The organism is Bradyrhizobium sp. HKCCYLS3077, from assembly GCF_051167555.1.
Lineage (GTDB): Bacteria > Pseudomonadota > Alphaproteobacteria > Rhizobiales > Xanthobacteraceae > Bradyrhizobium.
The window spans coordinates 253,860-279,434 of the sequence record NZ_JBNPTH010000009.1; the positions used below are offsets into that span (position 1 = coordinate 253,860).

The 25,575-nt window shown below is 65.1% G+C and carries 25 protein-coding genes; 9 read left to right on the forward strand and 16 right to left on the reverse strand.

Translation table 11 applies throughout. The features are described 5' to 3' along the window. Positions 1-449: 449 nt before the first annotated feature. The 4 genes from ACQR0Z_RS31285 to ACQR0Z_RS31300 all read right to left on the reverse strand — a co-directional run bounded on the left by ACQR0Z_RS31285 (position 450) and on the right by ACQR0Z_RS31300 (position 4,675). Positions 450-806, reverse strand: coding sequence for a Zn-ribbon domain-containing OB-fold protein (locus ACQR0Z_RS31285; protein ID WP_434921201.1), 357 nt, complete (start codon positions 804-806; stop codon positions 450-452). Next, positions 803-1,939, reverse strand: coding sequence for a thiolase family protein (locus tag ACQR0Z_RS31290; RefSeq protein ID WP_434921202.1), 1,137 nt, complete (start codon positions 1,937-1,939; stop codon positions 803-805). The genes ACQR0Z_RS31285 and ACQR0Z_RS31290 overlap by 4 nt, the downstream gene beginning before the upstream one ends. Positions 1,940-2,298: 359 nt before the next feature. Then, positions 2,299-3,465, reverse strand: a complete 1,167-nt coding sequence (locus ACQR0Z_RS31295; protein ID WP_434921203.1) for an acyl-CoA dehydrogenase family protein — start codon at positions 3,463-3,465, stop codon at positions 2,299-2,301. Between the two features lie 4 nt (positions 3,466-3,469). Next, positions 3,470-4,675, reverse strand: a complete 1,206-nt coding sequence (locus ACQR0Z_RS31300) for a CaiB/BaiF CoA transferase family protein (RefSeq protein WP_434921204.1) — start codon at positions 4,673-4,675, stop codon at positions 3,470-3,472. 257 nt (positions 4,676-4,932) lie between these two features. On the opposite strand from ACQR0Z_RS31300, the gene ACQR0Z_RS31305 reads away from it, so the two are divergent. Beyond that, a complete protein-coding gene (locus ACQR0Z_RS31305) occupies positions 4,933-5,358 on the forward strand; it encodes a GFA family protein (protein WP_006610848.1) in 426 nt (141 codons plus the stop codon). A gap of 167 nt (positions 5,359-5,525) precedes the next feature. Here ACQR0Z_RS31305 and ybaL read toward each other — a convergent pair whose 3' ends face one another. Continuing rightward, positions 5,526-7,274 carry a YbaL family putative K(+) efflux transporter gene (ybaL, locus tag ACQR0Z_RS31310; protein WP_434921205.1) on the reverse strand — a complete coding sequence of 583 codons (1,749 nt, stop codon included), beginning with the start codon at positions 7,272-7,274 and terminating at the stop codon, positions 5,526-5,528. A 164-nt stretch (positions 7,275-7,438) separates the two neighbouring features. On the opposite strand from ybaL, the gene ACQR0Z_RS31315 reads away from it, so the two are divergent. Beyond that, a complete protein-coding gene (locus ACQR0Z_RS31315; RefSeq protein WP_434921206.1) occupies positions 7,439-8,002 on the forward strand; it encodes a DinB family protein in 564 nt (187 codons plus the stop codon). Positions 8,003-8,071: 69 nt separating this feature from the next. On the opposite strand, the gene ACQR0Z_RS31320 is transcribed toward ACQR0Z_RS31315, so the two are convergent. From ACQR0Z_RS31320 to ACQR0Z_RS31350, 7 genes are all read right to left on the reverse strand, one after another. Further along, positions 8,072-8,626 carry a GNAT family N-acetyltransferase gene (locus tag ACQR0Z_RS31320; RefSeq protein ID WP_434921207.1) on the reverse strand — a complete coding sequence of 185 codons (555 nt, stop codon included), beginning with the start codon at positions 8,624-8,626 and terminating at the stop codon, positions 8,072-8,074. A 161-nt stretch (positions 8,627-8,787) separates the two neighbouring features. Beyond that, entirely contained in the window at positions 8,788-9,957 is a 1,170-nt protein-coding gene (locus ACQR0Z_RS31325) for an acetyl-CoA acetyltransferase (protein WP_315785019.1), read from the reverse strand. A gap of 74 nt (positions 9,958-10,031) precedes the next feature. Further along, positions 10,032-11,015 carry a D-erythronate dehydrogenase gene (gene denD, locus ACQR0Z_RS31330; protein WP_434921208.1) on the reverse strand — a complete coding sequence of 328 codons (984 nt, stop codon included), beginning with the start codon at positions 11,013-11,015 and terminating at the stop codon, positions 10,032-10,034. Between the two features lie 187 nt (positions 11,016-11,202). Beyond that, the gene (locus ACQR0Z_RS31335; RefSeq protein ID WP_434857527.1) at positions 11,203-12,135 is read right to left on the reverse strand and encodes a carbohydrate ABC transporter permease; all 933 of its coding nucleotides are present in this window, start codon (positions 12,133-12,135) and stop codon (positions 11,203-11,205) included. Then, positions 12,132-13,085: a carbohydrate ABC transporter permease gene (locus tag ACQR0Z_RS31340; protein WP_434921209.1), complete on the reverse strand. Its 954-nt coding sequence runs from the start codon at positions 13,083-13,085 to the stop codon at positions 12,132-12,134. The genes ACQR0Z_RS31335 and ACQR0Z_RS31340 overlap by 4 nt, the downstream gene beginning before the upstream one ends. Positions 13,086-13,299: 214 nt before the next feature. After that, the gene (locus tag ACQR0Z_RS31345) at positions 13,300-14,622 is read right to left on the reverse strand and encodes an ABC transporter substrate-binding protein (RefSeq protein WP_434921210.1); all 1,323 of its coding nucleotides are present in this window, start codon (positions 14,620-14,622) and stop codon (positions 13,300-13,302) included. A 93-nt stretch (positions 14,623-14,715) separates the two neighbouring features. Next, entirely contained in the window at positions 14,716-15,777 is a 1,062-nt protein-coding gene (locus ACQR0Z_RS31350) for an ABC transporter ATP-binding protein (RefSeq protein WP_035645530.1), read from the reverse strand. 249 nt (positions 15,778-16,026) lie between these two features. On the opposite strand from ACQR0Z_RS31350, the gene ACQR0Z_RS31355 reads away from it, so the two are divergent. The 7 genes from ACQR0Z_RS31355 to ACQR0Z_RS31385 all read left to right on the forward strand — a co-directional run bounded on the left by ACQR0Z_RS31355 (position 16,027) and on the right by ACQR0Z_RS31385 (position 22,656). Further along, entirely contained in the window at positions 16,027-17,106 is a 1,080-nt protein-coding gene (locus ACQR0Z_RS31355; protein WP_434921211.1) for a LacI family DNA-binding transcriptional regulator, read from the forward strand. Between the two features lie 156 nt (positions 17,107-17,262). Next, positions 17,263-19,086, forward strand: a complete 1,824-nt coding sequence (locus ACQR0Z_RS31360) for an IlvD/Edd family dehydratase (protein ID WP_434921212.1) — start codon at positions 17,263-17,265, stop codon at positions 19,084-19,086. A gap of 135 nt (positions 19,087-19,221) precedes the next feature. Next, positions 19,222-19,956: an SDR family oxidoreductase gene (locus ACQR0Z_RS31365; RefSeq protein WP_434857532.1), complete on the forward strand. Its 735-nt coding sequence runs from the start codon at positions 19,222-19,224 to the stop codon at positions 19,954-19,956. Between the two features lie 188 nt (positions 19,957-20,144). Next, a complete protein-coding gene (locus tag ACQR0Z_RS31370) occupies positions 20,145-20,891 on the forward strand; it encodes an SDR family NAD(P)-dependent oxidoreductase (protein WP_434921213.1) in 747 nt (248 codons plus the stop codon). A 166-nt stretch (positions 20,892-21,057) separates the two neighbouring features. Then, positions 21,058-21,450: a GFA family protein gene (locus tag ACQR0Z_RS31375; RefSeq protein WP_434921214.1), complete on the forward strand. Its 393-nt coding sequence runs from the start codon at positions 21,058-21,060 to the stop codon at positions 21,448-21,450. Positions 21,451-21,505: 55 nt separating this feature from the next. Further along, positions 21,506-22,186 carry a site-2 protease family protein gene (locus ACQR0Z_RS31380; protein ID WP_434921215.1) on the forward strand — a complete coding sequence of 227 codons (681 nt, stop codon included), beginning with the start codon at positions 21,506-21,508 and terminating at the stop codon, positions 22,184-22,186. A 62-nt stretch (positions 22,187-22,248) separates the two neighbouring features. Further along, positions 22,249-22,656 carry a hypothetical protein gene (locus ACQR0Z_RS31385; protein WP_434921243.1) on the forward strand — a complete coding sequence of 136 codons (408 nt, stop codon included), beginning with the start codon at positions 22,249-22,251 and terminating at the stop codon, positions 22,654-22,656. 15 nt (positions 22,657-22,671) lie between these two features. Here ACQR0Z_RS31385 and ACQR0Z_RS31390 read toward each other — a convergent pair whose 3' ends face one another. From ACQR0Z_RS31390 to ACQR0Z_RS31405, 4 genes are read right to left on the reverse strand one after another with little or no spacing between them, the layout of a single operon-like run. Next, a complete protein-coding gene (locus ACQR0Z_RS31390; protein WP_434857536.1) occupies positions 22,672-23,460 on the reverse strand; it encodes a TonB family protein in 789 nt (262 codons plus the stop codon). Between the two features lie 13 nt (positions 23,461-23,473). Further along, entirely contained in the window at positions 23,474-23,944 is a 471-nt protein-coding gene (gene exbD / locus ACQR0Z_RS31395) for a TonB system transport protein ExbD (RefSeq protein WP_434921216.1), read from the reverse strand. A gap of 6 nt (positions 23,945-23,950) precedes the next feature. After that, on the reverse strand, positions 23,951-24,874 hold the full coding sequence (gene exbB / locus ACQR0Z_RS31400) for a tonB-system energizer ExbB (RefSeq protein WP_434921217.1): 924 nt from the start codon (positions 24,872-24,874) through the stop codon (positions 23,951-23,953). An 11-nt stretch (positions 24,875-24,885) separates the two neighbouring features. Beyond that, positions 24,886-25,575 (reverse strand): Fe2+-dependent dioxygenase, encoded by a 690-nt coding sequence (locus tag ACQR0Z_RS31405; RefSeq protein ID WP_434876808.1) that lies wholly within the window; start codon positions 25,573-25,575, stop codon positions 24,886-24,888.

Sequence of the window (25,575 nt, forward strand, 5' to 3'; positions counted from 1 at the left end):
AGTGGGGACTTTGCGGAGCAGACATCGACGTGGGGTGTTCCGAGTGAAATTCCAGCCGTCCGTCGCGTGCGTATTCGCGCAACGGAGAGTCGTGTCCAGTCCAGGGAGGAAACGGCATGAAGGAAGCCACTAAGAGGGCAACATCGGAAGCACTCGCACACATGCTGGCGGTCACATCCATGATCGTCATCGCCAGCGTCCTGTTCTACGGGCGATGAAGGGCTGTCTGGAGGTTCTGCGTCGCAGTTGCTTCATCGCCCGTAGGTGGGAATGTGGGCTCGATTGCTCACGCGAAAGACCGAGTTGAGTTGCGTTTGAGTTAGTAAGCGTAGCGTAGAGTATTGCGTCAATCGCGCGGCGATCCGGGTCGGGACGAATGTGTTCAAGCGTATCGTCCCGCCTCGGCCGCCCGCGGTCGGCCTATTGTGCCGTGGCTCGGTTGCTCCTCATCATTTAGACTTTCCGAAGTGAGGCACCATCCCGCCGGCAAAGCCGACGAATCGCGCGCTGACTGCGTCCCCGATCGCGAGATCGTGGTCGCCATGGGCCATCATGCGAAAGCCCTCGCGCATATCCACCAGCACGATGTTGTACGGCACATGCGCGCGCGTCTCCGGAGTCGCGGCGCGGCAGACCAATGAGGTGGCGTAGACGGTGCCCTCGCCATCAGCCGCATGGTCGGTGAGCGCCGGCGAGCCGCAAGCCGCGCAGAAGTCACGGCGAAAATATTGCACATGGGCACAGCACGCGCAGCGCTGATAGCGAATCGCAGCCGCCCCCATGGTCCAATCATCGCCTTTCATCATCGCTCACGCTCCCAGAACATGCTGACATGCGACGACAGCACGCCGCCATCGCCGTGCAGCAATGTGAGCGCGGCATTGCGCACCTGGCGGCCGCCGGCCCTTCCCGTCATCTGCAGATGCGCCTCGTTGAGATGCGCCATGGCACCGCCGACCCCGCAATGACCGTAGCTCAGCAGGCCGCCATGGGTATTGAGCGGCACGGCGCCGTCGCGACTGAAATGTCCTGACCTGATTCGCGCCGCCGCCTCGCCGCGGCCCGCCAGGCCGAGATCCTCCAGCAGCATGCACAGCGTGATCGTGAAGCTGTCATAGACGGCGGCATAGTCGACATCGGCGATCTCGACACCCGCCGCTGCCTTGGCCTGCTTGATCGCGATCTCCGCCCCGAGTTCGCTCAACGCAGGCGCTGCGGTGACATGCTGATGGGTGTGCGCCTGGGCGCAACCGCGGACGCGCACAGCGGTGGTGCAGGTCGGCTCGCGGCTGACGATGACGGCGGCACCGCCGTCCGACACGGGGCAGCAGTCCAAAAGCTTCAGCGGCTTCGCCACGGGCTTCGAGGCCATGACATCGGCGACCGTGATCGCCTCGCGAAATTGCGCGCCGGGATGATCGACGGCGTGCCTGCGCATCAGCACGGCGAATTCGGCGAGATCTTCCTCGGTGACGCCGTACTCGTGCATGTAGCGCGAGGCGACGAGGCCGTAATAGGCAGGAATCGTCGGCCCCAGCGGCAGCTCGTAGTCGGGATGGCCGACCTGCGCCAGCGCCTGGATCGAGGCGTCGCGGCTCTGGCCCGTGAGACGGTTTTCGCCGGCGACGACGAGCATGTTTCTGACCACTCCCGCATCGACGAGGTGATGCGCGAGCATGACCATCGCGAGCCCGGTGGCGCCGCCGACCTGCACCGCGTGGGCGTAGGATGGCGTGATGCCGAAATGCTCGGCGAACACGGTGGCCAGCATGATGTGCGGCGACACGGTGGAGTAGCCGCACAGGATGCCGTCGATGTCACGGCGGGTCAGTTCGGCATCATCGAGCGCGAGCTGCGCCGCCATGCTCATCAGATCGAGCGACGAGCGGCCGTCGTGGCGGCCGAACGAGGTCAGGCCGGTGCCGGTGATGTAGGTCATGGAGCCAACTCCGCCGTCATTCCGGGGCATCGCGCAGCGATGAACCCGAAATCTCGAAGTGTGGAGCGACAGTGCCAGACAATCTCGAGAGTCCGGCTTCGCGCCTGCGTCGCGCCCCGGAATGACAAGGCAGAATCTAAACGCGCTCGTGTGGAGCGGTGACGAGACCGCGAGCCCCGCTGCGCTCCCCTCCCCCTTGCGGGGAGGGGTCGGGGGTGGGGGTGGCCACACGACGAATCTTCGCGGAGTACCCCCCTCCCTGCCCCTCCCCCACAAGGCGGGAGGGAATGCTGGCAGCGTGCGTCCCTGATGGCTGAATAGTTGATCATCTCAATACGGGATCGTCTCTGTACAACGTTTCAATACGACTTCGGCATGCCGAGCACCTTCTCGGCGATGAAGGACAGAATCAGTTGCGGGCTGATCGGCGCGATGCGGGGGATCAGGGATTCGCGGAGGTAACGCTCGACGTGATACTCGCGCGCATAGCCGAAGCCGCCATGCGTCATCACCGCCTGCTCGCAGGCGTGGAAGCCCGCCTCGGCCGCGAGATATTTCGCGGCGTTCGCCGCCGGGCCGCAGGCCATGCCCTGGTCGTATTGCCAGCCGGCCTGCAACACCATCAGCCACGCGGCCTCCAGCTCCATCCAGTTCTTGGCCAGCGGATGCTGGATGCCCTGATTTTGACCGATCGGACGATTGAACACGTTGCGCGTCCGCGCATAGGCTGACGCACGCGACAGCGCGAGATGGCCGAGCCCGACGGCTTCCGCCGCGATCAGGATGCGCTCGGGGTTCATGCCGTGCAGGATGTAGTCGAAGCCCCGCCCCTCCTCGCCGAGGCGATCCTCGACCGGGATCTCGAAGTCCTCGAAGAACAGCTCGTTGGAGTCGACCGGCTTGCGGCCCATCTTGTCGATCTCGTGCACCTTAATGCGGCTGCGATCGAAATCCGTGTAGAACAGGCTCAACCCGTGGGTCGGCCGCTTCACCTCCTCCAGCGGCGTGGTGCGCGCCAGCAGCAGGATTTTTTCCGCGACCTGCGCGGTCGAGATCCACACCTTCTGGCCGTTGACGACGTAGCGGTCGCCCTTGCGTACCGCACGGGTCTTGAGTTGCGTCGTGTTGAGTCCGGTGTTCGGCTCGGTCACGGCGAAGCACGCCTTCTCGCTGCCGTCGACGATGCCCGGCAGCATCCGCGCGCACTGCTCCTTGGTTCCGAAAACAACGACCGGATTGAGCCCGAACACGTTCATGTGGATTGCGGACGCGCCGCTCATGCCCGCGCCGGACTCCGCGATCGTGCGCATCATGATCGCGGCATCGAGAATGCCGAGGCCGGAGCCGCCGTATTCCTCGGGGATGCAGATGCCGAGCCAGCCGGCCTCGGCCAGCGCCTTGTGGAAGTCGGCCGGGAAACCGCCCTCCTTGTCCTTCTTCAGCCAATAGGCGTCATCGAACTGGGCGCAGATCTTCGCGACCGCGTCGCGGATCGATTCCTGATTTGCCGAGAGTGCGAAATCCATGCGCTCACTCCTTGGCGGGTGACGGCATCGTCGCGCCGTCGCGGATCATCGCAGTGATGTCGTCGTTCGAGAAGCCAAGCTCGCGCAGGATCTCGTGACCATGCTCGTTCGGTCGCCCCGCCAGATGCTGCGGCTCGGCCCTGGTTTCGGACCAATTTGCCGACACGCGCGTACTGCGGATGGGGCCTTCGGTCGGGTGCTCGACAACGGGAAAGAAATCGGTCGCGACGAGATGCGGATCATGCAGAAGGCTTTCGAGATCGTGCATCGGCATGACCGGGATGTCGGCCTTGTCCAGCAGCGCGGTCCATTCGGCCGTCGTGCGGGTCTGGAAGATGCGCGCCAGCTCGGCATAGACGACATCGATGTTGGCAGCACGCCGAGCGAACGTGTTGAAGCGGTCGTCGGCGCGCAGGTCGGTACGGCCGGACGCCTCGAAGAACGCGTCCCATTGCTTGTCGTTGTAGACGATGACGCAGATGTGGCCGTCGGCGGTCTTGTAGGGCCGGCGGTCCTGCGACAGGTGCCGCGCATAGCCGCCTTTGTCGAGCGGCGGCTCGTAGGTGAGCCCGCCCATGTGATCGCCCATGATGAACGCCGACATGGTCTCGAACATCGGCACGTCCAGGCGCTGGCCGCGGCCGGTACGGTCGCGATGCACTAGGCTGGCGCAGATCGCGCCGACGGCGGTTAGGCCGACGATGCGGTCGACCAGCGCATTCGGCACATAGCGCGGCGTGCCATCACCAGCGACCGCCATCAGATGCGCCAGCGCCGCCCCGCCCTGGATCAAATCGTCATAAGCGGGCTTCGCCGCATAGGGGCCATCCTGGCCGAAGCCGAACACGCCAGCATAGACCAGCCGCGGATTGAGCGCGGAGATCAATTCATAGCCGAGGTTCAGCCGGGCCATCGCCTGGGGGCGGATGTTGTAGAGCAGGACATCGGCAGTCTTGACCATGCGCAGCACGGCTTCGCGGCCGGCCGGCTTCTTCAGGTCGAGGCAGATCACCCGCTTGCTGCGGTTGGTGTTGAGGGTGACCGGTCCCATGCCGGGATGGCGCCACGGGCCGATCTTGCGGGTGACGTCGCCCTCCGGCGATTCCACCTTGATGACGTCGGCGCCGTAGTCGCCGAGCGTCTGGGCGGCATACGGCCCCATCAGCACGGTGGTCATATCGATGACCTTGATGCCCGCAAGCGGTCCCATCGCGGCGTTGGCTCCCTCGTTCGTTGTTGTCGACAGAGCTAAAGGCACAGCCGGTTCCGGGGCAAGCGGTCACGCGCGTATGGGGCCATGCGCGAGACTGCGCCGCCGTAACATTCCGCCCCGCGGATCACGATGCGCGCCGTTGCATCGCACCAGATGTTCCACGCCGACACCAGCATTCTGCGATTCCCTTCGGCCCTACAGCTGTGTCAGCATGTCCTTCCAACATCCAAAAAACAGTCAGGGAGAACGCTGTCATGACGCTGTATCAGGGCAAATGCTTCTGCGGCACGGTCGAGCTGGAAGCCGATGGCGAGCCGGAGGCGATGGGCTATTGCCACTGCTCGTCCTGCCGGTCGTGGTCGGCGGGTCCGGTCAACGCCTTCACCTTGTGGAAGCCGACCAATGTGCGCGTCACCAAGGGCGCGGAGGCGATCGGCACCTATCACAAGACCGATATGAGCCACCGCAAATACTGCACCAAATGCGGCGGTCACCTGATGACCGACCATCCGCCGCTCGGCATGATCGACGTCTATGCCGCGACGATTCCGACGCTGAAGTTCACGCCCGGCGTCCACGTCAACTACGCGGAGAGCGTGTTGCCGATCAAGGACGGCCTGCCGAAGCTGAAGGACTTTCCGGCCGAGTTCGGCGGCTCCGGCGAGATGATGCCGGAGTGAGTATGATGTAGCCCCACCCGCCGTCATTCCGGGGCAAGGCCGCAGGCCTTGAACCCGGAATCTCGAGCTTGGCTTGCATCTCACCCGAACAATCTCGAGATTCCGGGTTCAATCGTCAACGCGCGAGCGCATTGACGATTGCCCCGGAATGACGAGCCCGCAGCCGGCTAGGCCTGGACCTGCACATTCTCCGCCTCGCGCTGCGGGGCCAGCTCCGGCGCTGGATCCGGCGGCCTTGTATCCAGCTCTTCGATCATGCCGCGCGCGATCTCGCGTTCGCCCATGATGACCATGTCCGCGCCGAGCGATTTCAGATGCTCGACCTCGGCGTCGGAATGCGCGCGCGCCACGATGTGCAGCGCCGGATTGGCGGCACGGGCCTGCTCGACGATCTGGCCGGCCTCGAACGCCTCGGGGATGGCGATGACGAGCGCATGCGCAGCCGCCGGATTGGTCGCGCGCAGCACGTTGCTGCGGGCGGCGTTGCCGGTGATGGTTTCGATGCCGGCGTCGTTGAGCTGCTTGAGAGTGTCTTCCGATGTCTCCACGGCAAGGAAGGCATGGCCGCGCTGCTGCAGCGCCTCGCCGACGAGCCGGCCGACGCGGCCATAGCCGACGACGATGGTGTGCTCCGTCAATTGCGTGACCGGGATCTCGGCAGGCTTCGGTGCCGGCGTCGCGGCGACGTCCGCGCGGCGGCGCTCCAGCCGCGGCAGCAGCCAGTCGAGCGCGGCGAACATCAGCGGATTGAGCATGATCGAGATGATCGCGCCGGCCAGGATCAGATCGCGGCCGGCTTTCGGCAGCAGATTGGTGGCACCGCCGATCTCGGCCAGGATGAAGGAGAACTCGCCGATCTGCGCGAGGCTTGCGGAAATGGTCAGCGCGGTAGAGGCCGGATGGCGGAACGCGACCACGATCAGAAACGCCGCGATCGACTTGCCGAACAGGATGATGAACAAGGTCGCGAGCAGCGGCCAGGGTTCGCGGATGATGCTGGCCGGATCGAACAGCATGCCGGCGGAGACGAAGAACAGCACCGCGAAGGCATCGCGCAGGGGCAGCGATTCCTGCGCGGCGCGCTGGCTCAGCGGCGACTCGCCGAGCATCATGCCGGCGAAGAACGCGCCGAGCGCCAGCGACACGCCGAACAGTTTCGTCGAGCCGAAGGCGACGCCGAGCGCGATCGCCAGCACCGCGAGGCGGAACAGCTCGCGCGAGCCGGTGTGGGCGACATAGTGCAGGATCCACGGGATCAGGCGGCGGCCGACCAGCAGCATCACCGCCATGAACACGCCGATCTTGGCGAAGGTCAGCAGCAGCACGCCGGTCAGACCCAGGCCGAAGCGGGCGGCGAGCGGATCGGCGGCGGCGACGTCGCCATTGCCGCTCTGCAGGCTGGCGAAGGCCGGGATCAGCACCAGCGCCAGCACCATCGCGAGGTCCTCGACGATCAGCCAGCCGACCGCGATGCGGCCGCGCTCGGTGTCCATCAGCCGCCGCTCCTGCAGCGCGCGCAGCAGCACCACGGTGCTGGCAACGGAGAGCGCGAGGCCGAACACGAGCCCGCCGCCGATCGACCAGCCCATCGCCCAGCTCAGCGCCATGCCCATCAGGGTCGCGACGGTGATCTGCACCACAGCGCCCGGCACGGCGATGGCGCGCACCGACATCAGGTCCTTGAGCGAGAAATGCAGGCCGACGCCGAACATCAGGAGGATGATGCCGAGCTCGGCGAGCTCGGTCGCCAGCGCCTGGTCGGCGACGAAGCCCGGCGTGAACGGGCCGACGGCAACGCCTGCGAGGAGATAGCCGACCAGCGGCGGGAACCGGAAGCGCTGCGCGAGAGCTCCGAAGACGAAGGCCAATCCAAGGCCGGCGACAATGGTCGCAATGAGGGGTGTGTCGTGCGGCATCTGAACTTATTGCACAGGAGGCCAAATGATGCACCGCGACCAATTGTGGCAGAGTTCCGTCACGCGGGTGGGGATGATGCGCGGACGCGCGCGGAAATCGGTGGTGAAGCGCGCGATCCGTTCCGTATGATCGGCGACGAGCCATCACGGGGTGATCAGACGCAATGCCCGCCGATCTCGTCCAGACCTTTCGTGCCTTCGCCTACAACAATGCGTGGGCCAATCACCGGCTGCTGACCGCCTGCGGCCAGCTCAGCGCCGACGATTTTGCCGCCGAGCGCACCGGCTTCTTCCCGAGCCTGCAGAAGACGCTCAACCACATCTACATCATCGATCTGTTCTACATTGATGCCCTGGAGGGCGGCTGGCTCGGCCCGATGGCGTGGCAGAACGAGGTGCCGTTCCCGCGCCTCGCCGATCTGGTGAAAGCGCAGAGCGCGATGGACCGCCGGCTGATCGGCTTCTGCGAGGCGCTGACACCGCCACGGCTCGACGAGAACGTCCGCATCAACCGCGAGACCCGCGTCCAGAACGAACGCTGCGACCGCCTGCTGCTGCATCTTTTCCAGCACGACATTCACCACCGCGGCCAGGCGCATGCGATGCTGTCAGCGACGGCCGTGAAGCCGCCGCAGCTGGACGAGTTCTTTCCGGCCGACGATGCCGGCTTGCGGGCAAAGGATTTTGGCGAGCTGGGGTTCAGCGAGGAGAAGGTGTGGCGGAGCTGAGGTAAGAACGTCTTTCCTCGTCATTCCGGGGCGCGCGAAGCGCGAGCCCGGAATGACAAGAAGGAGAAATCAGCGCGAAGCGATGGCCCACACCTCGCGTGGGAGCCGGTACATCACCTGCCGGCGCAGCGGGCTGTCGGCCTCGACGCGCGGATGATCGAAGTCAGACGCTTCGTCCCTGACCATGCCGAGCTTGCGCATCACGTTCTGTGAGGCCTCGTTGGCCGGCGCGGCATAAGCGATGACTTCATCGAGGCCGAGCTTGTCGAAGCCGAAGGCCAGCGCCGCGCGCGCGGCTTCCGTCGCAATTCCCTGCCCCCAGGCCGCCCGCGAGAGTCGCCAGCCGATCTCGACCGCCGGCGTGAACGGGGCGTCGAAGAACACGCGGAACAAGCCGGTCGCGCCGAGGAAGGCGCCGCTGGCTCGTTCTTCGACCACCCAAAAGCCAAAGCCGTGCTCGGCATGGTGCTTGATCTGGAAATCGATCCACTGATCGCAGGCTTGCCGCGTCGGCAGCGCGCGCAGATACCGCATCACCGCCGGATCGGCCGACATCGCCGCGAACGGCGCGCGGTCGTCGTCACGCCATTCCCGCAGAGTGAGGCGTTCGGTTTGAATGATCATGAGCGGTCAATGGGGCGGCTGATGACTAGATTGCCCCCGCCTTGGAGAGTTCGCTTGGGGCACCGTCATTGCGAGGAGCGAAGCGACGAAGCAATCCAGGGCGGCACATGTGGCCCTGGATTGCGTCGCTTCGCTCGCAATGACGGAGGATGGAGCCGGGCCTACTTCACCGGCTCCAAAATCGACACGTAGTTCGCCACCGCGGCGCCGCCCATGTTGAAGATGCCGCCGAGCTTGGCGTTGGGAAGCTGCATGCCCTCCGGCGCGGAGCCGGTGAGCTGCATGGCGGTCATCACGTGCATGGAGACGCCGGTGGCGCCGATCGGGTGGCCCTTGGCCTTGAGTCCGCCGGACGGGTTGACCGGCAGCTTGCCGTCCTTGAGCGTCCAGCCTTCCTTGATAGCACGAGCGCCCTGCCCCCTGGGAGTCAGGCCCATCGCTTCGTACTCGATCAGCTCGGCGACGGTGAAGCAGTCATGGGTCTCGACGAAGGAGAGATCGGACAGGGTGACGCCGGCCTTCTCCAGCGCGCGCTGCCAGGCCACCGTGCAGCCCTCGAAGGCGAGGATGTCGCGCTTGGACATCGGCAGGAAGTCCTGCGCATGCGCAGTGGCGCGAACGTTGACGGCCTTGGCGAACGACTTGGCCGTCTCGCTGTCGGTCAGCACCAGGGCCGCGGCGCCGTCGGAGACGAGCGAGCAGTCGGTGCGCTTCAGAGGGCCGGCGACATACGGGTTCTTCTCGCTCTCCGAGCGACAGAACTCGAAGCCGAAATCCTTGCGCATCTGCGCGAACGGATTGGCGACGCCGTTCTTGTGGTTCTTGGCCGCGATCAGCGCCAGCGCATCCGACTGGTCGCCATATTTCTGGAAATAGCCCTGCGCGATCTTGCCGAACACGCCGGCGAAGCCGCCGACGGTGTCGCCGTCTTCCGGCAGGTACGAGGCCTTGAGCAGGTTCTTGCCGATCTCCGGGCCCGGCGTGCGCGTCATCTGCTCGACGCCGACCACGAGGACGATCTTGGCGGCGCCCGCCGCAATGGCGCGGATGCCCTGGTGGACGGCGGCGGAGCCTGTCGCGCAGGCGTTCTCGACCCTGGTCGCCGGCTTGAAGCGCAGCGCCGGATCGGCCTGCAGCACCAGCGAGGCGGTGAAGTCCTGGGGCGAGAAGCCGGCGTTGAAATGACCGAGCACGATCTCGTCAACGTCGCCGGCGGAGATGCCGGCATCCGCCAGCGCCTCATTGGCGACCTTGACGACGAGGCTCTCGACGGTCTCGGCGTCGAACTTTCCGAACGGCGTATGCGCCCATCCGACGATGCTGGCGGTCATGCTGTCTCTCCCGAATGTCTCCCTGCCCTCACATGGCGCTTTGCGCCATGCGAGTCCAGAGGCTGGTGGCGGTCTCAGGCCACGAACTTGCCGCCCAGCTCATCCTCGATGTGGATGCGGATGATGTCGTCGAAGGTCTTTTCCTCGGTGGTAAAGCCGAGCTCGCGGGCGCGCTTGGCTTCGAACGTCCGCGGCCAGCCGGCGACGATGCCGACGATGAAGGGGTCGGGCTCCCGCTTGATGCGGTTGGCGACGTTGTCGCCGGCGACGCGGCGGAGCGCGGCGATCTGCTCGCCGACGGTGGCCGTCAGGCCGGGCATGGTCAGGTTCCGGCGCGGGCCGATCTTGGCGGTATCCATGGTCGCGGCATGCAGCAGGAAGCCGACCGCCGAGCGCGGCGTGGCGTGCCAATGCTGGACGTCCTCGGACACCGGCAGCACGGCCTCCTTGCCTGCCAGCGGCTCGCGCAGGATGTTGGAGAAGAAGCCGGACGCCGCCTTGTTCGGCGCGCCGGGGCGGATGCAGATGGTCGGCAGGCGGATGCCGACGCCGTCGAAGAAGCCACGCCGGCTGTAGTCGGCCAGCAAGAGCTCGCCGATCGCCTTCTGAGTGCCGTAGCTGAGCAGCGGCGCATTGACGAACTCGTCGCCGATGGCCGCGGGGAACGGCGCGCCGAACACCGCGATCGAGGAGGTGAAGACGAGGCGCGGCTTGTAGCCTTCGCCGATCAACCGGACAGCGTCGAACAGCATCCGCGTGCCGTCGAGATTGATGCGATAGCCCTTGTCGAAATCGAGCTCGGCCTCGCCGGAGACGATCGCGGCGAGATGGAAGATGACGTCGGGACGCGGAGCGACCAGCTTCTCGGCGAAGCCGGGGACGGCGAAGTCGCCGGCGATGGTCTCGACCGGAATGCTCGTGTCGGGCTTCGCTGGCGCGACGATGTCCTGCAGCGTCAGGCGGGTGATGGCGGCCTCGCCAAGGCGGCCGTCGCGGACCAGCCGCTCCACCAGCTTGCGCCCGACCATGCCGGCGGCGCCGAGAACGAGAATATGCAAGGGGATGCTCCTTCGAATGCAGAAATAGGCGCGGTCTTTCGACCGTCATTGCGAGCGAAGCGAAGCAATCCAGAGTCGCGCGTGAGACTCTGGATTGCTTCGTCGCTTCGCTCCTCGCAATGACGTGTGTTTAGGATCCGCGCAAGCGGGAAGCGACGCGTTGTTCGGGCCCGCGGTCAAACCCGCCCTACTCCTTCACCGCGCCGGTCATGGCCGACACATAATGCTCGACGAAGAAAGCGTAAAGGATCACGAGGGGCAGCGAGCCGACCAGGGCGCCGGCCATCAGTGATCCCCATTTGTAGATGTCGCCGTCGACGAATTCGTTGACGATGGCCACCGGCACGGTCTTGTTCGGCGTCGACTGCAGGAAGGTCAGCGCGTAGATGAACTCGTTCCAGCATAGCGTGAACGAGAAAATGAAGGCCGAGATCAGCCCGGGCACGGCGAGCGGCACCACGATCTTGACCAGGATCTGCCAGCGGCTGGCGCCGTCGATCAGGGCGCATTCCTCGAGCTCGAAGGGGATGGTCTTGAAGTAGCCCATCAGGAGCCAGGTCGAGAACGGGATGAGCAAGGTCGGATAGACCAGGATCAGCGACAGCGGCGAGTCGAACAGGCCGTAGGCCTGGATCACCGAGGCCAGCGGGATGAACAGGATCGACGGCGGCACCAGATAGGCGAAGAAGATCAGAACGCCGACGGTGTCGGCGCCCTTGAAGCGCAGCCGGACGATCGCATAGGCCGCGAGCACCGAGGCGAAGATCGACAGCGTGGTGGCGCCGACCGCGACATACATCGTGTTCCACAGCCAGCGCGGATATTGCGTCTCGAACAGCAATTTCGAGATGTGCTTGAAGGTCGGATGCACCACCCAGAACGGGTTGTACTTCTCCATGTCGATGAGCTGCTCGTCGGGTTTGATCGACGTCAGGCCCATCCAGTAGAACGGGAACAGCAGCACCAGGAGAATGATGCCGAGCGGCAGATACAGCGTGATCAGCCGGCGCGGCAGCGACTCCAGGTAGCTCATGCCCTCGCTGTCGTCGCCGGCGGCGAGCGCCGCGGCGGTCTTGGTCGCGTTGGATTGCGCCTTCGGCGGCAGCGTGGTGTCTGTCATTGGTCGGATCCTTGCTGCCATTTGCGCCGTTGCATGCCGAACCAGGAGATCGCGATCGCCGCCATCAGGAACGGGATCATGGCGGTGGCGATCGCGGCGCCCTCACCGAGACGGCCGGAGATGATGCCGCGCTGATAGCTGAGCGTCGCCATCAGATGCGTGGCGTTGACCGGGCCGCCGCGGGTCAGAGCCCATATCAGCTGGAAGTCGGTGAAGGTGAACAGCACCGAAAAGGTCATCACGACCGCGATGATCGGCGTCAGCAGTGGATAGGTGATGTAGCGGAAGCGCTGCCAGCTGGTGGCGCCGTCGAGCGTGGCCGCCTCGTAGAGCGAGGGCGACACGGTCTGCAGGCCGGCCAGCAAGGTGATGGCGACGAACGGCACGCCGCGCCAGATATTGGCAATGATCACGGAGGCGCGCGCCCAGGCGGTGTCGCCGAGGAAGTTGATGTTCTGGGTGATGACGCCGAGCTTGATCAGCGACCAGGAGATGATCGAGAACTGCGCGTCATAGATCCACCAGAACGCGATCGCCGACAGCACCGTCGGCACGATGAAGGGGATCAGCACGATGGCGCGGATCATCGCCTTGAACGGCATGTGCCGGTTCAGCAGCAGTGCGAGATAAAGCCCGATCGCAAATTTGATGGCGGATGCCACGATCGTGTAGAGCAGCGTGTTGAACACCGACAGCCAGAAGATCGAATCGTCCCACAGCCATTCGTAGTTCTCGATGCCGACGAAGACGCCGCTGCGGCCGATCTTCTCGTCGGTGAAGCTCATCCAGACGCCGAGCCCGAGCGGATAGGCCAGGAACAGGATCAGGAACGCCGCCGCGGGCAGCATGAACCACAGCGCGATGACGTTGCGGTTGGTCTTCAACCGTGTCCAGGCCGATGGCTCGCCGATGGCAGCGCCCGGGGGCATCGAGGTCTGAATGGTACTCATCTGATCGAGCAGCTCCCTTCGCGACGAAAGATGGACAAGGCACAGCCCGCCCACCACGTTCGGGACCGATAGTTCAAGGCACCGTCATTGCGAGGAGCGAAGTGACGAAGCAATCCAGAGTCAGGCGCGCCGCCCTGGATTGCTTCGCTTCGCTCGCAATGACGGTGGGCATGGCGCGGCGCGCCTTTGCCCACCCTACGCTGTCAACCCCGCCTCAGCGGAAGATGCGCTTGGCGGAGCGCTCGGCGCTCGCCATGGCGGTCTTCACATCCTCGCGGCCGGTGCAGTAGTTCGCGAACATGTCGACCAGGACGAAGTCGGCGATCGCGGCCGCGGCAGCCTCGCCGAGCTTGCCGAGGCCGGCCGGCGTGGTCGCAGTCGCGGCGACGTCGCGATACGGCGTGTTCTTCGGATCGGCCGTCCAGATCGGATTGGCGTCGTAACCCTTGAGGAAGTGCGAGAGATAGCCCTGCGCCGCCTCGATCCACGGATTGAACTGCTCCGGCTCAAGCATGAAGGCGGTGAACGCCTTGCAGGTCTGCGGGTACTTGGAGAAGTTGAACACCAGGATCGGGAAGCCGAGATGCATCTCGCGGGTCTTGCCGTCCAGGCCCGGCGGCAGATGCGCGTGGTTCATGTCCTCGGCGATCTGCGGCGCTTCCTTCTTGGCGGTGACGTAGATCGAGATGCCGTTGACGGTGGTGTAGAGCTGGCCGGCCAGGAACGCCTTGTTGTTCGACGAGTCGTTCCACGACGCGGTGCCCGGGACGAAATTGTCGTACAGGCCCTTGACGTATTCAAGCGCCTTGGCGGTCTCCGCCGAGTTGATGACGACCTTGTTGTCCTTGTCGATCAGGTTGCCGCCATGCGCCCACAGCGCCCAGTGCACCCAGCCATTGGCGTCGCCGGAGGCGTGGCCGAGCGCCATGCCGCCCGGCGTGCCGTTCTTGTTCATGGCCTTGAAGAACTCGGACATGCCGGCCAGGTCCTTCGGGAATTCCTTGAAGCCGGCCTTCTCGGCCGCCGAGACGCGGTAGTTGATCAGGCCGCCGGTGGCCGCCACGGGAATGCCGATCCACTTGCCGTCGAGCATGCCGTAGGCCTTGCCCGAGTCGGTCCAGCCGCCGCACTTCTTGCCGAGGTAGTCGGCAACGTCGGTCATGTCGACGCATTTGTTGGAGAACAGGAAGGGCAGCGTGTAGAGGCCCCAGACCATGTCGAGCCCCTGCCCGGTGTTGGCCGCGACCGAGGCCTTGGGCTGGACGTCGTCATAGGATTCGTTGGAAATGTTGATCGTGACGTTGTTGGCCTTCTGGAAGGCGTCGACGATCTTCATGAAGGCCACGTCCTCGGCCTCGACGAAGCGCTTCCAGCGCATCATGTTGACCTTGGCGCCGGGCTCCGGCTTCCAGGGCGAGGTCTGCGCCCAGGCCTTGGCATAGCCGAGCAGCTCGTCGGCCGACATCGTCGCCGCAGCGGCCATCAAGGTCGCGCCACCCTTGAGCAGAGACCGTCGATCCGTGAGGAATTTCGTCATCTGAAGTTCTCTCCCATTGAATATTGCTTGTTTTGTTTGTTGCCGATTTTTCGGTCGTTTTAGTTCCAAGTCGTCCAGCGCCGCACGGCCGGATCAAAGTCTCCGGCCGGTATCCTTGTCGAACAGATGCGCCGCCGACGCGCGCGGACGCAGATGGATCTTCTCGCCGGGATTGACCTCGTGGCGATCGCGGAACACCGCGATGATGTCCTGGGTACCGATGCGGGCGACGATCTGGGTCTCGGAGCCGGTCGGCTCGACCACGATCACCTCGGCCTCGATGCCGTCATCGGCGAGTTCGAGATGCTCCGGCCGCACGCCGTACACCACGGGGCGGCCGTCGGACGCGGCCGGCGCCGTCAGCAGCGGCAGCTTGGCGCCGTTGTCGGTCTCGACATAGACCGAGCCATTGGACTTCAGGTGGCCGTTGAGGAAGTTCATCGCGGGCGAGCCGATGAAGCCGGCGACGAACTGATTGTCCGGCTTGTCGTAGAGATCGAGCGGCGAGCCCATCTGCTCGACAATGCCGTCATGCATGACGACGATCTTGTCGGCCATGGTCATGGCCTCGATCTGGTCGTGGGTGACGTAGACCGTGGTGGTCTTGAGCCGCTGGTGCAGCTCCTTGATCTCGGTGCGCATCGCGACACGCAGCTTGGCGTCGAGGTTCGACAGCGGCTCGTCGAACAGGAACACCTGGGGATCGCGCACGATGGCGCGGCCCATCGCGACGCGCTGGCGCTGGCCGCCGGAGAGCTGGCGCGGGTAGCGGTCGAGCAGCGGCGTCAGCGCCAGGATCTCGGCGGCGCGCGCCACGCCCTTCTTGATGTCCTCGGGCCGCGCGCCGCGCAGCTTCAGCGAGAAGCCCATGTTGTCGGCGACGGTCATGTGCGGATAGAGCGCGTAGTTCTGGAACACCATTGCGATGTCGCGCTCTTTCGGCTGCACATTGTTGACGACGCGCTCGCCGATCGAAATGGTTCCGGAGGTGATGTTCTCGAGACCTGCGAGCATGCGCAGCAGCGTCGACTTGCCGCAGCCGGACGGACCGACCAGCACGACGAACTCGCCATCCTCGATCGGGATGGTCACGCCGTGCAGCACCTCGAATCCGCCGAAAGATTTGCGCACGTCGCGAATTTGCACCGACGACATCAACTTCCTCCTCAAAGACCGGCTGCATTGGCTGCAGACCGGCGGCATTCTCACCCATTGTGCGCGGCCGTTTGATCGGGCCGCTTGTCGTTATGTAGTCTTCTGATCGTTCAGGCGGCGCTGAAGTGGCGCCAGCTCAGCACGCATTGTCGGCAGTTTGGTTCTCTTTCGCAATGCTTCGCTTAGCAACCGCGTGATAGCGCTGTCAATATCGCTTGTGTACCAGACCGCCTATGCTATGAGCGACGGATGGGACGGAAACGTATCACGCCGGGCAAGGTGCGGCTGACCGAGGTTGCGGCCTTGGCCGGTGTCAGCCCGATCACGGTGTCACGCTTCTTCCGCAATCCCGACACGGTCTCGGCCGGCCGCCGGCTGCGCATCGAAAGCGCCGCCAAGGATCTCGGCTACGTGCCCAACCTCGCCGCGCGCGCGCTCGCATCGCAGCGCACCGAAGTGATCGGCGTGCTGATACCGTCCCTCACCAACAACGTGTTCTCCGACGTGCTGCGCGGCATCTATGATGCTTTCGAAGGCAGCCGTTACAGCATCCAACTTGCGAATACACGCTACAGCGTGCTGCAGGAGGAACGGCTGCTGCGGCTGTTCCTGATGCAGAAGCCGGCTGGGATGATCGTCACCGGCGTCGACCAGACCGCGGAAGCGCGCGCGATCGTGCAGGCGGCGGAATGTCCTGTCGTGCAGATCATGGAGCTCGGCGCCGATCCGATCGACATGATGATCGGCTTTTCGCATGTTGACGCCTGTTATGCAGCGATTTCGCACCTTCTCGCGCAGGGCTGCCGGCGGATCGGCTTCCTCGGCGCGCGCATGGACCCAAGGGTGCAAAGGCGCCTGCAGGGCTATCAGAACGCGACGAAGGCCGCCGGCCTGTTCGACCCGCGACTGATCGTCACGACGGCGGTGCCGACCTCGACGACCATGGGCGGCAACCTGTTCTCGGATCTGATGCTGAAGGCGCCGGACATCGATGCCGTGTTCTGCGCCAATGACGACCTCGCGCTCGGTGTGCTGTTCGAATGTCAGCGCCGCCACATCGCCGTGCCCGAGCAGATCGCCATCGTCGGCTTCAACGACATGGAGTTCATGGCGTCGGCGGTTCCGACGCTGACCAGCGTCCGCACCAATCGCTACGAGATGGGCCTGCGCGCGGCGACGATGATCATGGACGAGGTCGAAGGGCGCCCCGTAACGGAGCGCGTCATCGATCTCGGCTTCGAGGTGATGGAGCGGCAGAGTTCGACCCTGCAGCACGCCACCGCAAAGCAGCCGGTGCAGGCCGACCGCGCCTCAGGAACAAAATGGTAGCGCAACCAAAATTGCTGATCTAGAACCACGCTGACGACGATGACTTGAACGAAAGACGTAGGCGACATCAACACCGGCCCATTGCCATCAGGCGCCTTGTTTCGCGCACGTCCTGACCAGACCGGCTCGCCACGTTTGCACTGCGGGAGGAATGAAATGACAAAATCCAACGGACATGCCGGCAACGGCGCTGACAAGAGCCGCAAGCTACGCTCGCAGGCGTGGTTCAACGATCCGCACAATCCGGGCATGACGGCGCTGTATCTCGAGCGCTATCTCAACTTCGGCCTGACCCGCGCCGAGTTGCAATCGGGCAAGCCGATCATCGGCATCGCCCAGACCGGCAACGACCTGTCGCCGTGCAACCGCCACCACCTCGAGCTGGCGCATCGCGTGCGCGAGGGCATCCGCGAGGCCGGCGGCATCGCGATGGAGTTTCCGACCCATCCGATCCAGGAAACCGGCAAGCGCCCGACCGCGGCATTGGACCGTAACCTCGCCTATCTCGGCCTCGTGGAAATCCTGTTCGGCTACCCGCTCGACGGCGTCGTGCTGACCACCGGCTGCGACAAGACCACGCCCGCCTGCCTGATGGCGGCGGCGACCGTGAACATTCCCGCGATCGTGCTGTCCGGCGGACCGATGCTCAACGGTTGGCACGAGGGCCAGCGCACCGGCTCCGGCACCGTGGTGTGGAAATCGCGCGAGCGGCTCGCCGCCGGCGAGATCGACTACGAGGAGTTCATGCAGATCGTCGCGTCGTCGGCGCCGTCGGTCGGGCATTGCAACACCATGGGGACGGCCTCGACGATGAACGCGCTGGCGGAAGCGCTCGGCATGTCCCTGCCCGGCTGCGCCGCGATCCCCGCGCCCTATCGCGAGCGCGGCCAGATCGCCTACGAGACCGGCAAGCGCATCGTCGACATGGTGTGGGAAGACCTGAAGCCCTCGGACATTCTCACTCGCAAGGCGTTCGAGAACTGCATCGTCGCCAACTCCGCGATCGGCGGCTCGACCAACGCGCCGATCCACATCAACGCGCTGGCGCGCCATGTCGGCGTCGAGCTCAATATCGATGACTGGCAGACCGTCGGCCACGACGTGCCGCTGCTGGTCAACATGCAGCCGGCCGGCTTCTATCTCGGCGAGGAATTCCACCGCGCCGGCGGCGTGCCGGCTGTCATCGGCGAGTTGATGCGCCACAAGCGCATCCACGAGGACGCCATCACCGTCAACGGCCGCAGCATGGGCGACAATTGCCGCGCGGCGCCGAAGCCGGACAATGACGTGATCTGGTCCTACGACAAGCCGCTGGTGAAGGACGCCGGCTTCCTGGTGCTGCGCGGCAATTTGTTCGATTCCGCGATCATGAAGACCAGCGTGATCTCCAAGGAATTCCGCGACCGCTATCTCGTCAATCCGAAGGACCCGAACGCCTTCGAAGGCCGAGCCATCGTATTCGAGGGACCGGAGGATTATCACGACCGCATCGACGATGAATCACTGGCGATCGATGAGCACTGCGTGCTGTTCATCCGCGGTGCCGGCCCGATCGGCTATCCCGGCGGTGCCGAGGTGGTGAACATGCAGCCGCCGGCGGCGCTGATCAAACGCGGCATCCTGTCCCTGCCCTGCATCGGCGACGGCCGGCAGTCCGGCACCTCGGGCTCGCCGTCGATCCTCAACGCCTCGCCGGAGGCGGCCGCCGACGGTGGCCTTGCGATCCTGAAGACCGGCGACAAGGTCCGCATCGACCTCAACAAGGGCTCGGCCAACATCCTGATCTCGGATGAAGAGGTCAAAAAGCGCCATGCCGAGCTCAAGGCCAAGGGCGGCTTCCCGCATCCGGCCAACCAGACGCCGTGGCAGGAGCTCTATCGCAACACCGTCGGCCAGCAGGCCACCGGCGCCTGCATGGAGTTGGCCACGCGGTACCAGAACATCGCCGGCACCGTCGGCGTGGCCAGGCATAATCACTAGACACAAGGCACAAAGCCAGCCACCGTCATTGCGAGGAGCGAAGCGACAAAGCAATCCAGAGCCGCACGCGCAGCCCTGGATCGCTTCGCTGCGCTCGCGATGACGACAAAGCAAACTGTACTACAGGGAGACCCCATGTCCGACCGCCTCAAGGGCAAGCGCGCCTTTGTCACCGCCGCCTCAGCCGGCATCGGCCGCGCCTGCGCCATCGCTTTCGCGCGGCAAGGCGCCACCGTGTTCGCCACCGACATCGACGAGAAGGGTCTCGCGTCGCTGAAGGCCGAGGGCATTGCCGAGGTCGCCACGCTCGACGTGCGCAACACGGCGGCCGTGAACGCGATGGCCGAGCGGGTCGGCAAGGTCGAGATCCTGCTCAATGCCGCCGGCTTCGTGCACAACGGCACCATCCTCGACTGCTCGGACGACGACTTCGATTTCTCCTTCGATCTGAACGTCAAGTCGATGCACCGCACGATCCGCGCCTTCCTGCCGAAGATGCTGGCCGAGAACGGCGGCGCGATCGTCAACATCGCCTCCGCTGCCGGCGTGTTCAAGGCGGCCCCGAACCGCTACGTCTACGCCGCGACCAAGGCGGCGGTGGCGGCGCTGACGCGCTCGGTCGCCGCGGACTACGTCGCCAGGAAGATCCGCTGCAACTGCATCTGCCCCGGAACGATCGAGACGCCGTCGCTGCTGGGACGCGCGGCGGCCGCGGGTCCGAACGGGCTCGAGATGTTCATCTCGCGCCAGCCGATGGGCCGGCTCGGCACGGCCGAGGAGATCGCGCATCTCGCGGTGTATCTCGCCAGCGACGAGAGCGCGTTCACCACGGGCGTCGCGCATACGATCGACGGCGGCTGGACGTTGTGACACTTACCTCTCCCCGCTTGCGGGGAGAGGTCGGATCGCATCGCAAGATGCGATCCGGGTGAGGGGGTACAGGTCTAACAACGCGCACCACCGCGTCTGCCCCTCACCCCAGCCCTCTCCCCGTGAAGAACGGGGAGAGGGAGCGCACCGCTCGCACGGAAACAGCCGGGCCAAATCGGGGAAACACCATGAACCACATCGACCTCGCCAATCGCTGCGCCGTTGTGACCGGCGGTGCCCAAGGTTTCGGGCGCGCCATCGCCGAGCGCTTCAAGGCGTCGGGAGCCAAGGTTGCGATCTGGGATCACGACATTGCGCTTGCCGAGAAGACCGCCAAGGAGATCGGCCCGGAGGTGCTGGCGCTGCAGGTCGACGTCACCGACACCATCGCCGTCGAGGGCGCGCGCGACACGACGCTGGCGGCGTTCGGCACCATCGACATCCTGGTCAACAATGCCGGCATCGCCGGCATCAACAAGACGGTGTGGGAGACCGACCTCGAGGAATGGCGCAAGGTGCTGCGCATCAATCTCGACGGTCCCTTCATCTGCGCCAAGGCGATCGTGCCGGTCATGCTGAAGCAGGGCTATGGCCGCATCGTCAACATCGCCTCGATCGCCGGCAAGGAAGGCAATCCGAACGCGGCGCACTACTCCGCCTCGAAGGCGGGCCTGATCGCGCTGACCAAGTCGCTCGGCAAGGAGCTGGCGCAGCACAACATCACGGTGAACGCGGTGACGCCAGCGGCGGCCAAGACCGCGATCTTCGACCAGATGACCGAAGCCCACATCAATTTCATGCTGTCGAAGATCCCGAAGGGCCGCTTCGTGCTGGTGGAGGAGCTCGCCGCGCTGGTGTCGTGGCTGGCTTCGGAAGAGTGCTCGTTCTCGACCGGCGCGGTGTTTGATATCTCCGGCGGCCGCGCGACTTATTAGTTGCGTTTTCGTACGGTGGTCAAAGCAGCCGTCCGAAGGACGGCAGCGTGCCCACCATCGGCTGGCGCCCGTGAGGATGGTGGGCACGGCGCGCGAAAGTCTCGCAAACAACAGGCATCCTGCCCCGCGCCTTTGCCAACCTACAAGATCTCATAAGGAGCCGCGCATGACGATCCACCACGGCGGATGCCTCTGCGGCGCGGTGCGTTTCCAATGCGCGGGCGAGCCGATCAACGTGCGCATCTGTCATTGCCGCAACTGTCAGCGCGCGACCGGAGCGCCATTCTTCGCCCGCGCGCTGTTTGCGCATGAGGCGCTGACGATCATCGGCGACACCGCGCGCTACCCCTCCTCCGATGCGCTCGACCGGATGTTCTGCCCGCGCTGCGGCGTCCGGCTGTTCTCCTGGCGCAACACCCGCCCGGTGGTCGGCGTCGCCCTGGCCTGCTTCGACGACCCCAACATTTTCGCGCCGACCGAGCACATCTGGGTTTCGAAGAAACTCGGTTGGATCAAGCTTAACGACGGCCTGCCGCAATTTCCGGAAAATCCCGCGTAGCATCGCGGAACCAGCGTGCTTATGTAAGGGCTCAACGCTTCCGGAACCCGAATCCTTGAACATCTCGCTCTACGGCATCTCCGTCTGGATCCTGCCGATCGTCATCGCCATCACCTTCCACGAGGCCGCACATGCCTTCGCGGCCTTGCGCTTCGGCGATGACACCGCGCTGAAACTCGGCCGCGTCAGCTTCAATCCGATCCGGCACATCGATCCGTTCGGCACCATCCTGCTGCCGGGCATGCTGCTGCTGTCGGGATCGCCGTTCCTGTTCGGCTATGCCAAGCCGGTCCCGGTTGATTTTCGCAACCTCAAGCCGCTGCGAGCGGGCATGGTGATGGTCGCGCTGGCGGGGCCGGCCACCAACATCGCCCTCGCCTTGGCAGCCGCACTGGCCTTCCACCTGATGCCGTTCGTCCCTCCTGGCAGCGGACAGTGGGTTGCCCACAATCTGTACAATGCCTTTTCGTTTAACATCCTGCTCGCCGTCTTCAATATGCTCCCGATACCGCCGCTCGACGGCGGCCGGGTCGCGGTCGGCCTGCTGCCGTCGGTCCTGGCGCGGCCGTTTGCCCGGCTCGAGCCCTATGGCATGCTGATTCTGATCGGATTCCTGATCCTGCTGCCGCTGGCGGGTTCCCAGTTCGGTCTCAATCTTAATTTTGTGTCAGGGCTGCTCAGCGCCACGACCGATTCTCTGAAGCAGCTGCTTCTGTTATTGACGGGTAATGCCTAAATTCACCCGCTGGGGATGGTAAACAACGAGCTCCGAGGGCACTCTTGGTCAAAGCCGCTGACATGATGATCGCACGCCGCGCCGATACGCGCGCCCGTGCCGATTTCGCGACCTGGAAGATGATCGCCAAGCTGAACGGCGCCTCCGGCCTGCCCCCGGCGGCTCAGGAATTCCTGGCGAGCTACAAGACCCGCCTCAACGAGATGTCCGAGGGTGAGGCGACCGAGGCCACCATCCGCGAGATGTACAAGGCCTATTACGCCGAGATGGGCGGCGGCGGCGCTCCGCCGGAGGTCAAGCCGGTCAAGGCCGAACCTGTCACCGACAACGTCACGGCCTTCCGCAAGCTGCCGCCGAAGCCGAAGGCGGCACAGACCAGCGGCCAGGCCGCCCAGCGCAAGATGCCCGCGGCGCTGATCTTCGTCGCACTGTGCGTGGTCTATGTCGGAATCAGGCTGTACTGGCCCTAGGCGCTTCGCATCCGCTCATTTGGGCGGATTGAACTTGACCGGCAGCGTGAACGCAAACTCGTCGTCGGTCAGTCCTGCCGGCGGTCGCGGCACCGGATCGGAGCGGCGCACCATGGCGATGGCGGCCTGGTCGAACTCAGCGTCGCCGGACGATTCCTTCACATCGACCGAGATCACGCGGCCGAGCCGGTTGAGCATGATCGCCAGCTTGACCTGGGCAGCCACCTTTCTGCCCTGCGGATACTTCTTGTGCAGCTCGAAATAGGCGCTGATCTTGCGGCCCCAATTGGCGGTGAGCTTTTCCTGATCCTTGCCGATGCCGACGTTGGGCGCCTTGGTCTTCTCAGCCTCGGGCGCCTTCTCGTCGAGCGCCTTGCGGGCGCTGTCTTCCGAGGCTTCCTGCGCCTCCGACGCATTGGTCTGGACGGTCGCGACCTTCTGCTCCTCGGTCGGCTTCTTCACATCGGAGGTCGTGACCTCGCGATCCGCCTCCTCCGTCGTGGTCGGCACGTCCTTCGGCAGGTCGGTCTGCTCGACCTCCGCCTTCTGCTCCTGCATCTGCGGCGCTGCGGCCTGGGCGACGGAATCCTGCCCGACCGGCACCTCGTCATTGTCGACCTTCGGCGAGGCCATATCGATGTCGATGACCTCGGCGCCGGCGGCGCCGAGACCGCCCAGCTCCTCGTCGTCCTTGAAGCTCGTCAGCGCCAGCGCCGCGCCGCCGACATGCAGCACGACCGCCGCCACCGTGGCGAGCAGCCACAGACGGTTCGAGCTGGCATATCCGGTGTCGAGATCGCTCATGCTGGCTCGCGCCTCAGGGCTGGGCGGGTGGCGGCGCGGCCGGCTGACCGGCGGCAGCGGCAGGCGGCGCTTCGAGCGCCACCAGCTTGATCTTGGTGTAGCCGCCGGCGCGCAGCAGCTCCAGCACGCCCATCAGTTCGCCGTACGGCACCAGCTTGTCGGCGCGCAGGAAGATGGCGCGGTCCTTTGGCACGTCAGGCATCGCATCGAGCTCGCGGATCAGATCGACGCGCTTGACCAGGTTCTCCCCGATCGCGAGCGTGAGGTCTGGCTTGATCGAGACGTAGGTCGGCTTGTCCGGCTTCTTCTGCGGCGTCGCGCTCGACGACGGCAGGTCGATCGGCAGATCGACCGTCGACAGCGGCGCGGCCACCATGAAGATGATCAGAAGCACCAGGATGACGTCGATGAACGGCGTCACGTTGATGTCGTGGGTCTCGTCGAAATCGTCGTCGAGATCGCCTTCGGACAGCGAGACGGCCATCGCCCGTTACTCCGCCGCGCGTGCGTGGACGCTGACATGGCTGCGATCGAGATCGCGCGACAGCAGCCGCCCGGTGGCGCCCGACGCGCGGTTGACGAGCTCCAGATAGCCCTTCGTGACGCGCGAGAAGTGATTGTAGATGATGACGGCGGGAATGGCGGCGGCCAAGCCGATCGCGGTCGCCAGCAGCGCCTCGGCGATGCCCGGCGCGACCACCGCCAGATTGGTCGTCTGCGATTTCGAGATGCCGATGAAGCTGTTCATGATGCCCCAGACGGTGCCGAACAGTCCGACGAAGGGCGAGATGGCGCCGACGGTGGCGAGCAGGCCCATGCCGGTCCGCACCCGCCGTGCCTCGGCGCGTACGATCTCGCTGAAGCTCGAGGCCGCCCGCTCCTTGATGCCCTCGTCGCTGGCGAGCCCGGCCGACAGCCGGGCTTCAGCAATCGCTGCCTGCAGCAGCACGGACCCGACATTCTTGCCCTTCCCCAGCGCGAGCTGCGCCTCGGCCAGCGACTTGGCCGCGGTGAGCTTGCGCAGCGCCCCGGACAGGCCGCGGCGCAGGACCGAGAATTCGATGCTCTTGGCGATCAGGATCGTCCAGCTTGCAACCGACGCGAGCGCCAACGCAATCATCACAGCTTTGACGACAATGTCCGCCTTGAGGAACATGCCGAGCGGCGACAGCTCGTCCAGGCCGGTGGCGACCGCCTTGCCGCCCTTCGCACCGGCTTCCGCCGTCGGCGCTGCAGCCGAGGCGCCAGTCACGGCACCAGTGGCGTCAGCTTTGGCCGGGGGCTGAACGGACACGTCGGTCAAGACGGCCGGCGCCGGATTGGCCGGCTGTTGCTGCGCATGTGCAAGACAACCCGCAGCCACCGACAGACATGACAGGACGATTGCACACCTAACAAGGAACGATGTCATCATATCTCGGCCCACTAAACCTCGGCCCATTGCCGGATCAGATTGTGATAGATGCCGGTCAGCTTGACCGCATCGGGATCGTCCCTCCCGAGGCGTTCCGTCAAACTCTGAATCGCAGTGTCCAGATCGAAGATCATGCTCCGGACGTGAGCATCCCGTATCATGCTCTGCATCCAGAAAAAAGAGGCGACCCGGGCGCCCCGCGTGACCGGCGTGACCATGTGAAGGCTGGAAGACGGGTACAGCACCGCGTGCCCAGCTGGCAACTTGACTTCGTGCGAGCCATAGGTGTCCTCGATCACAAGCTCGCCACCGTCATAGGTCTCGGGCTCGGCCAGGAACAAGGTCATCGACAGGTCGGTGCGGATGCGCAGGCCTGTCAGCGGATCACCGCGCACGGCATTGTCGACATGGATGCCGAAATGGTCGCCGCGCGAGGCGGTGTAGCGGTTGAACAGCGGCGGAAAGATCTGCAGCGGGATCGCCGCCGAGAGGAAGCGCGGATTCTTGGTCAGCGCGGTGATGATGCGCTGGCCCAGCACCCGGGCCGCCTCGCCGCCCGGCGGCAGTTGCTCGTTGCGCTTGACCATGGCCGACTGCGCCCCGGCCGTCGAGCGGCCGTCCTCCCACTCCGCCGCATCCATGATGCGGCGGAAGTCGGCGACCTCGTCTTTCGACAGTACGTCCGGGATGCAGATCAGCAT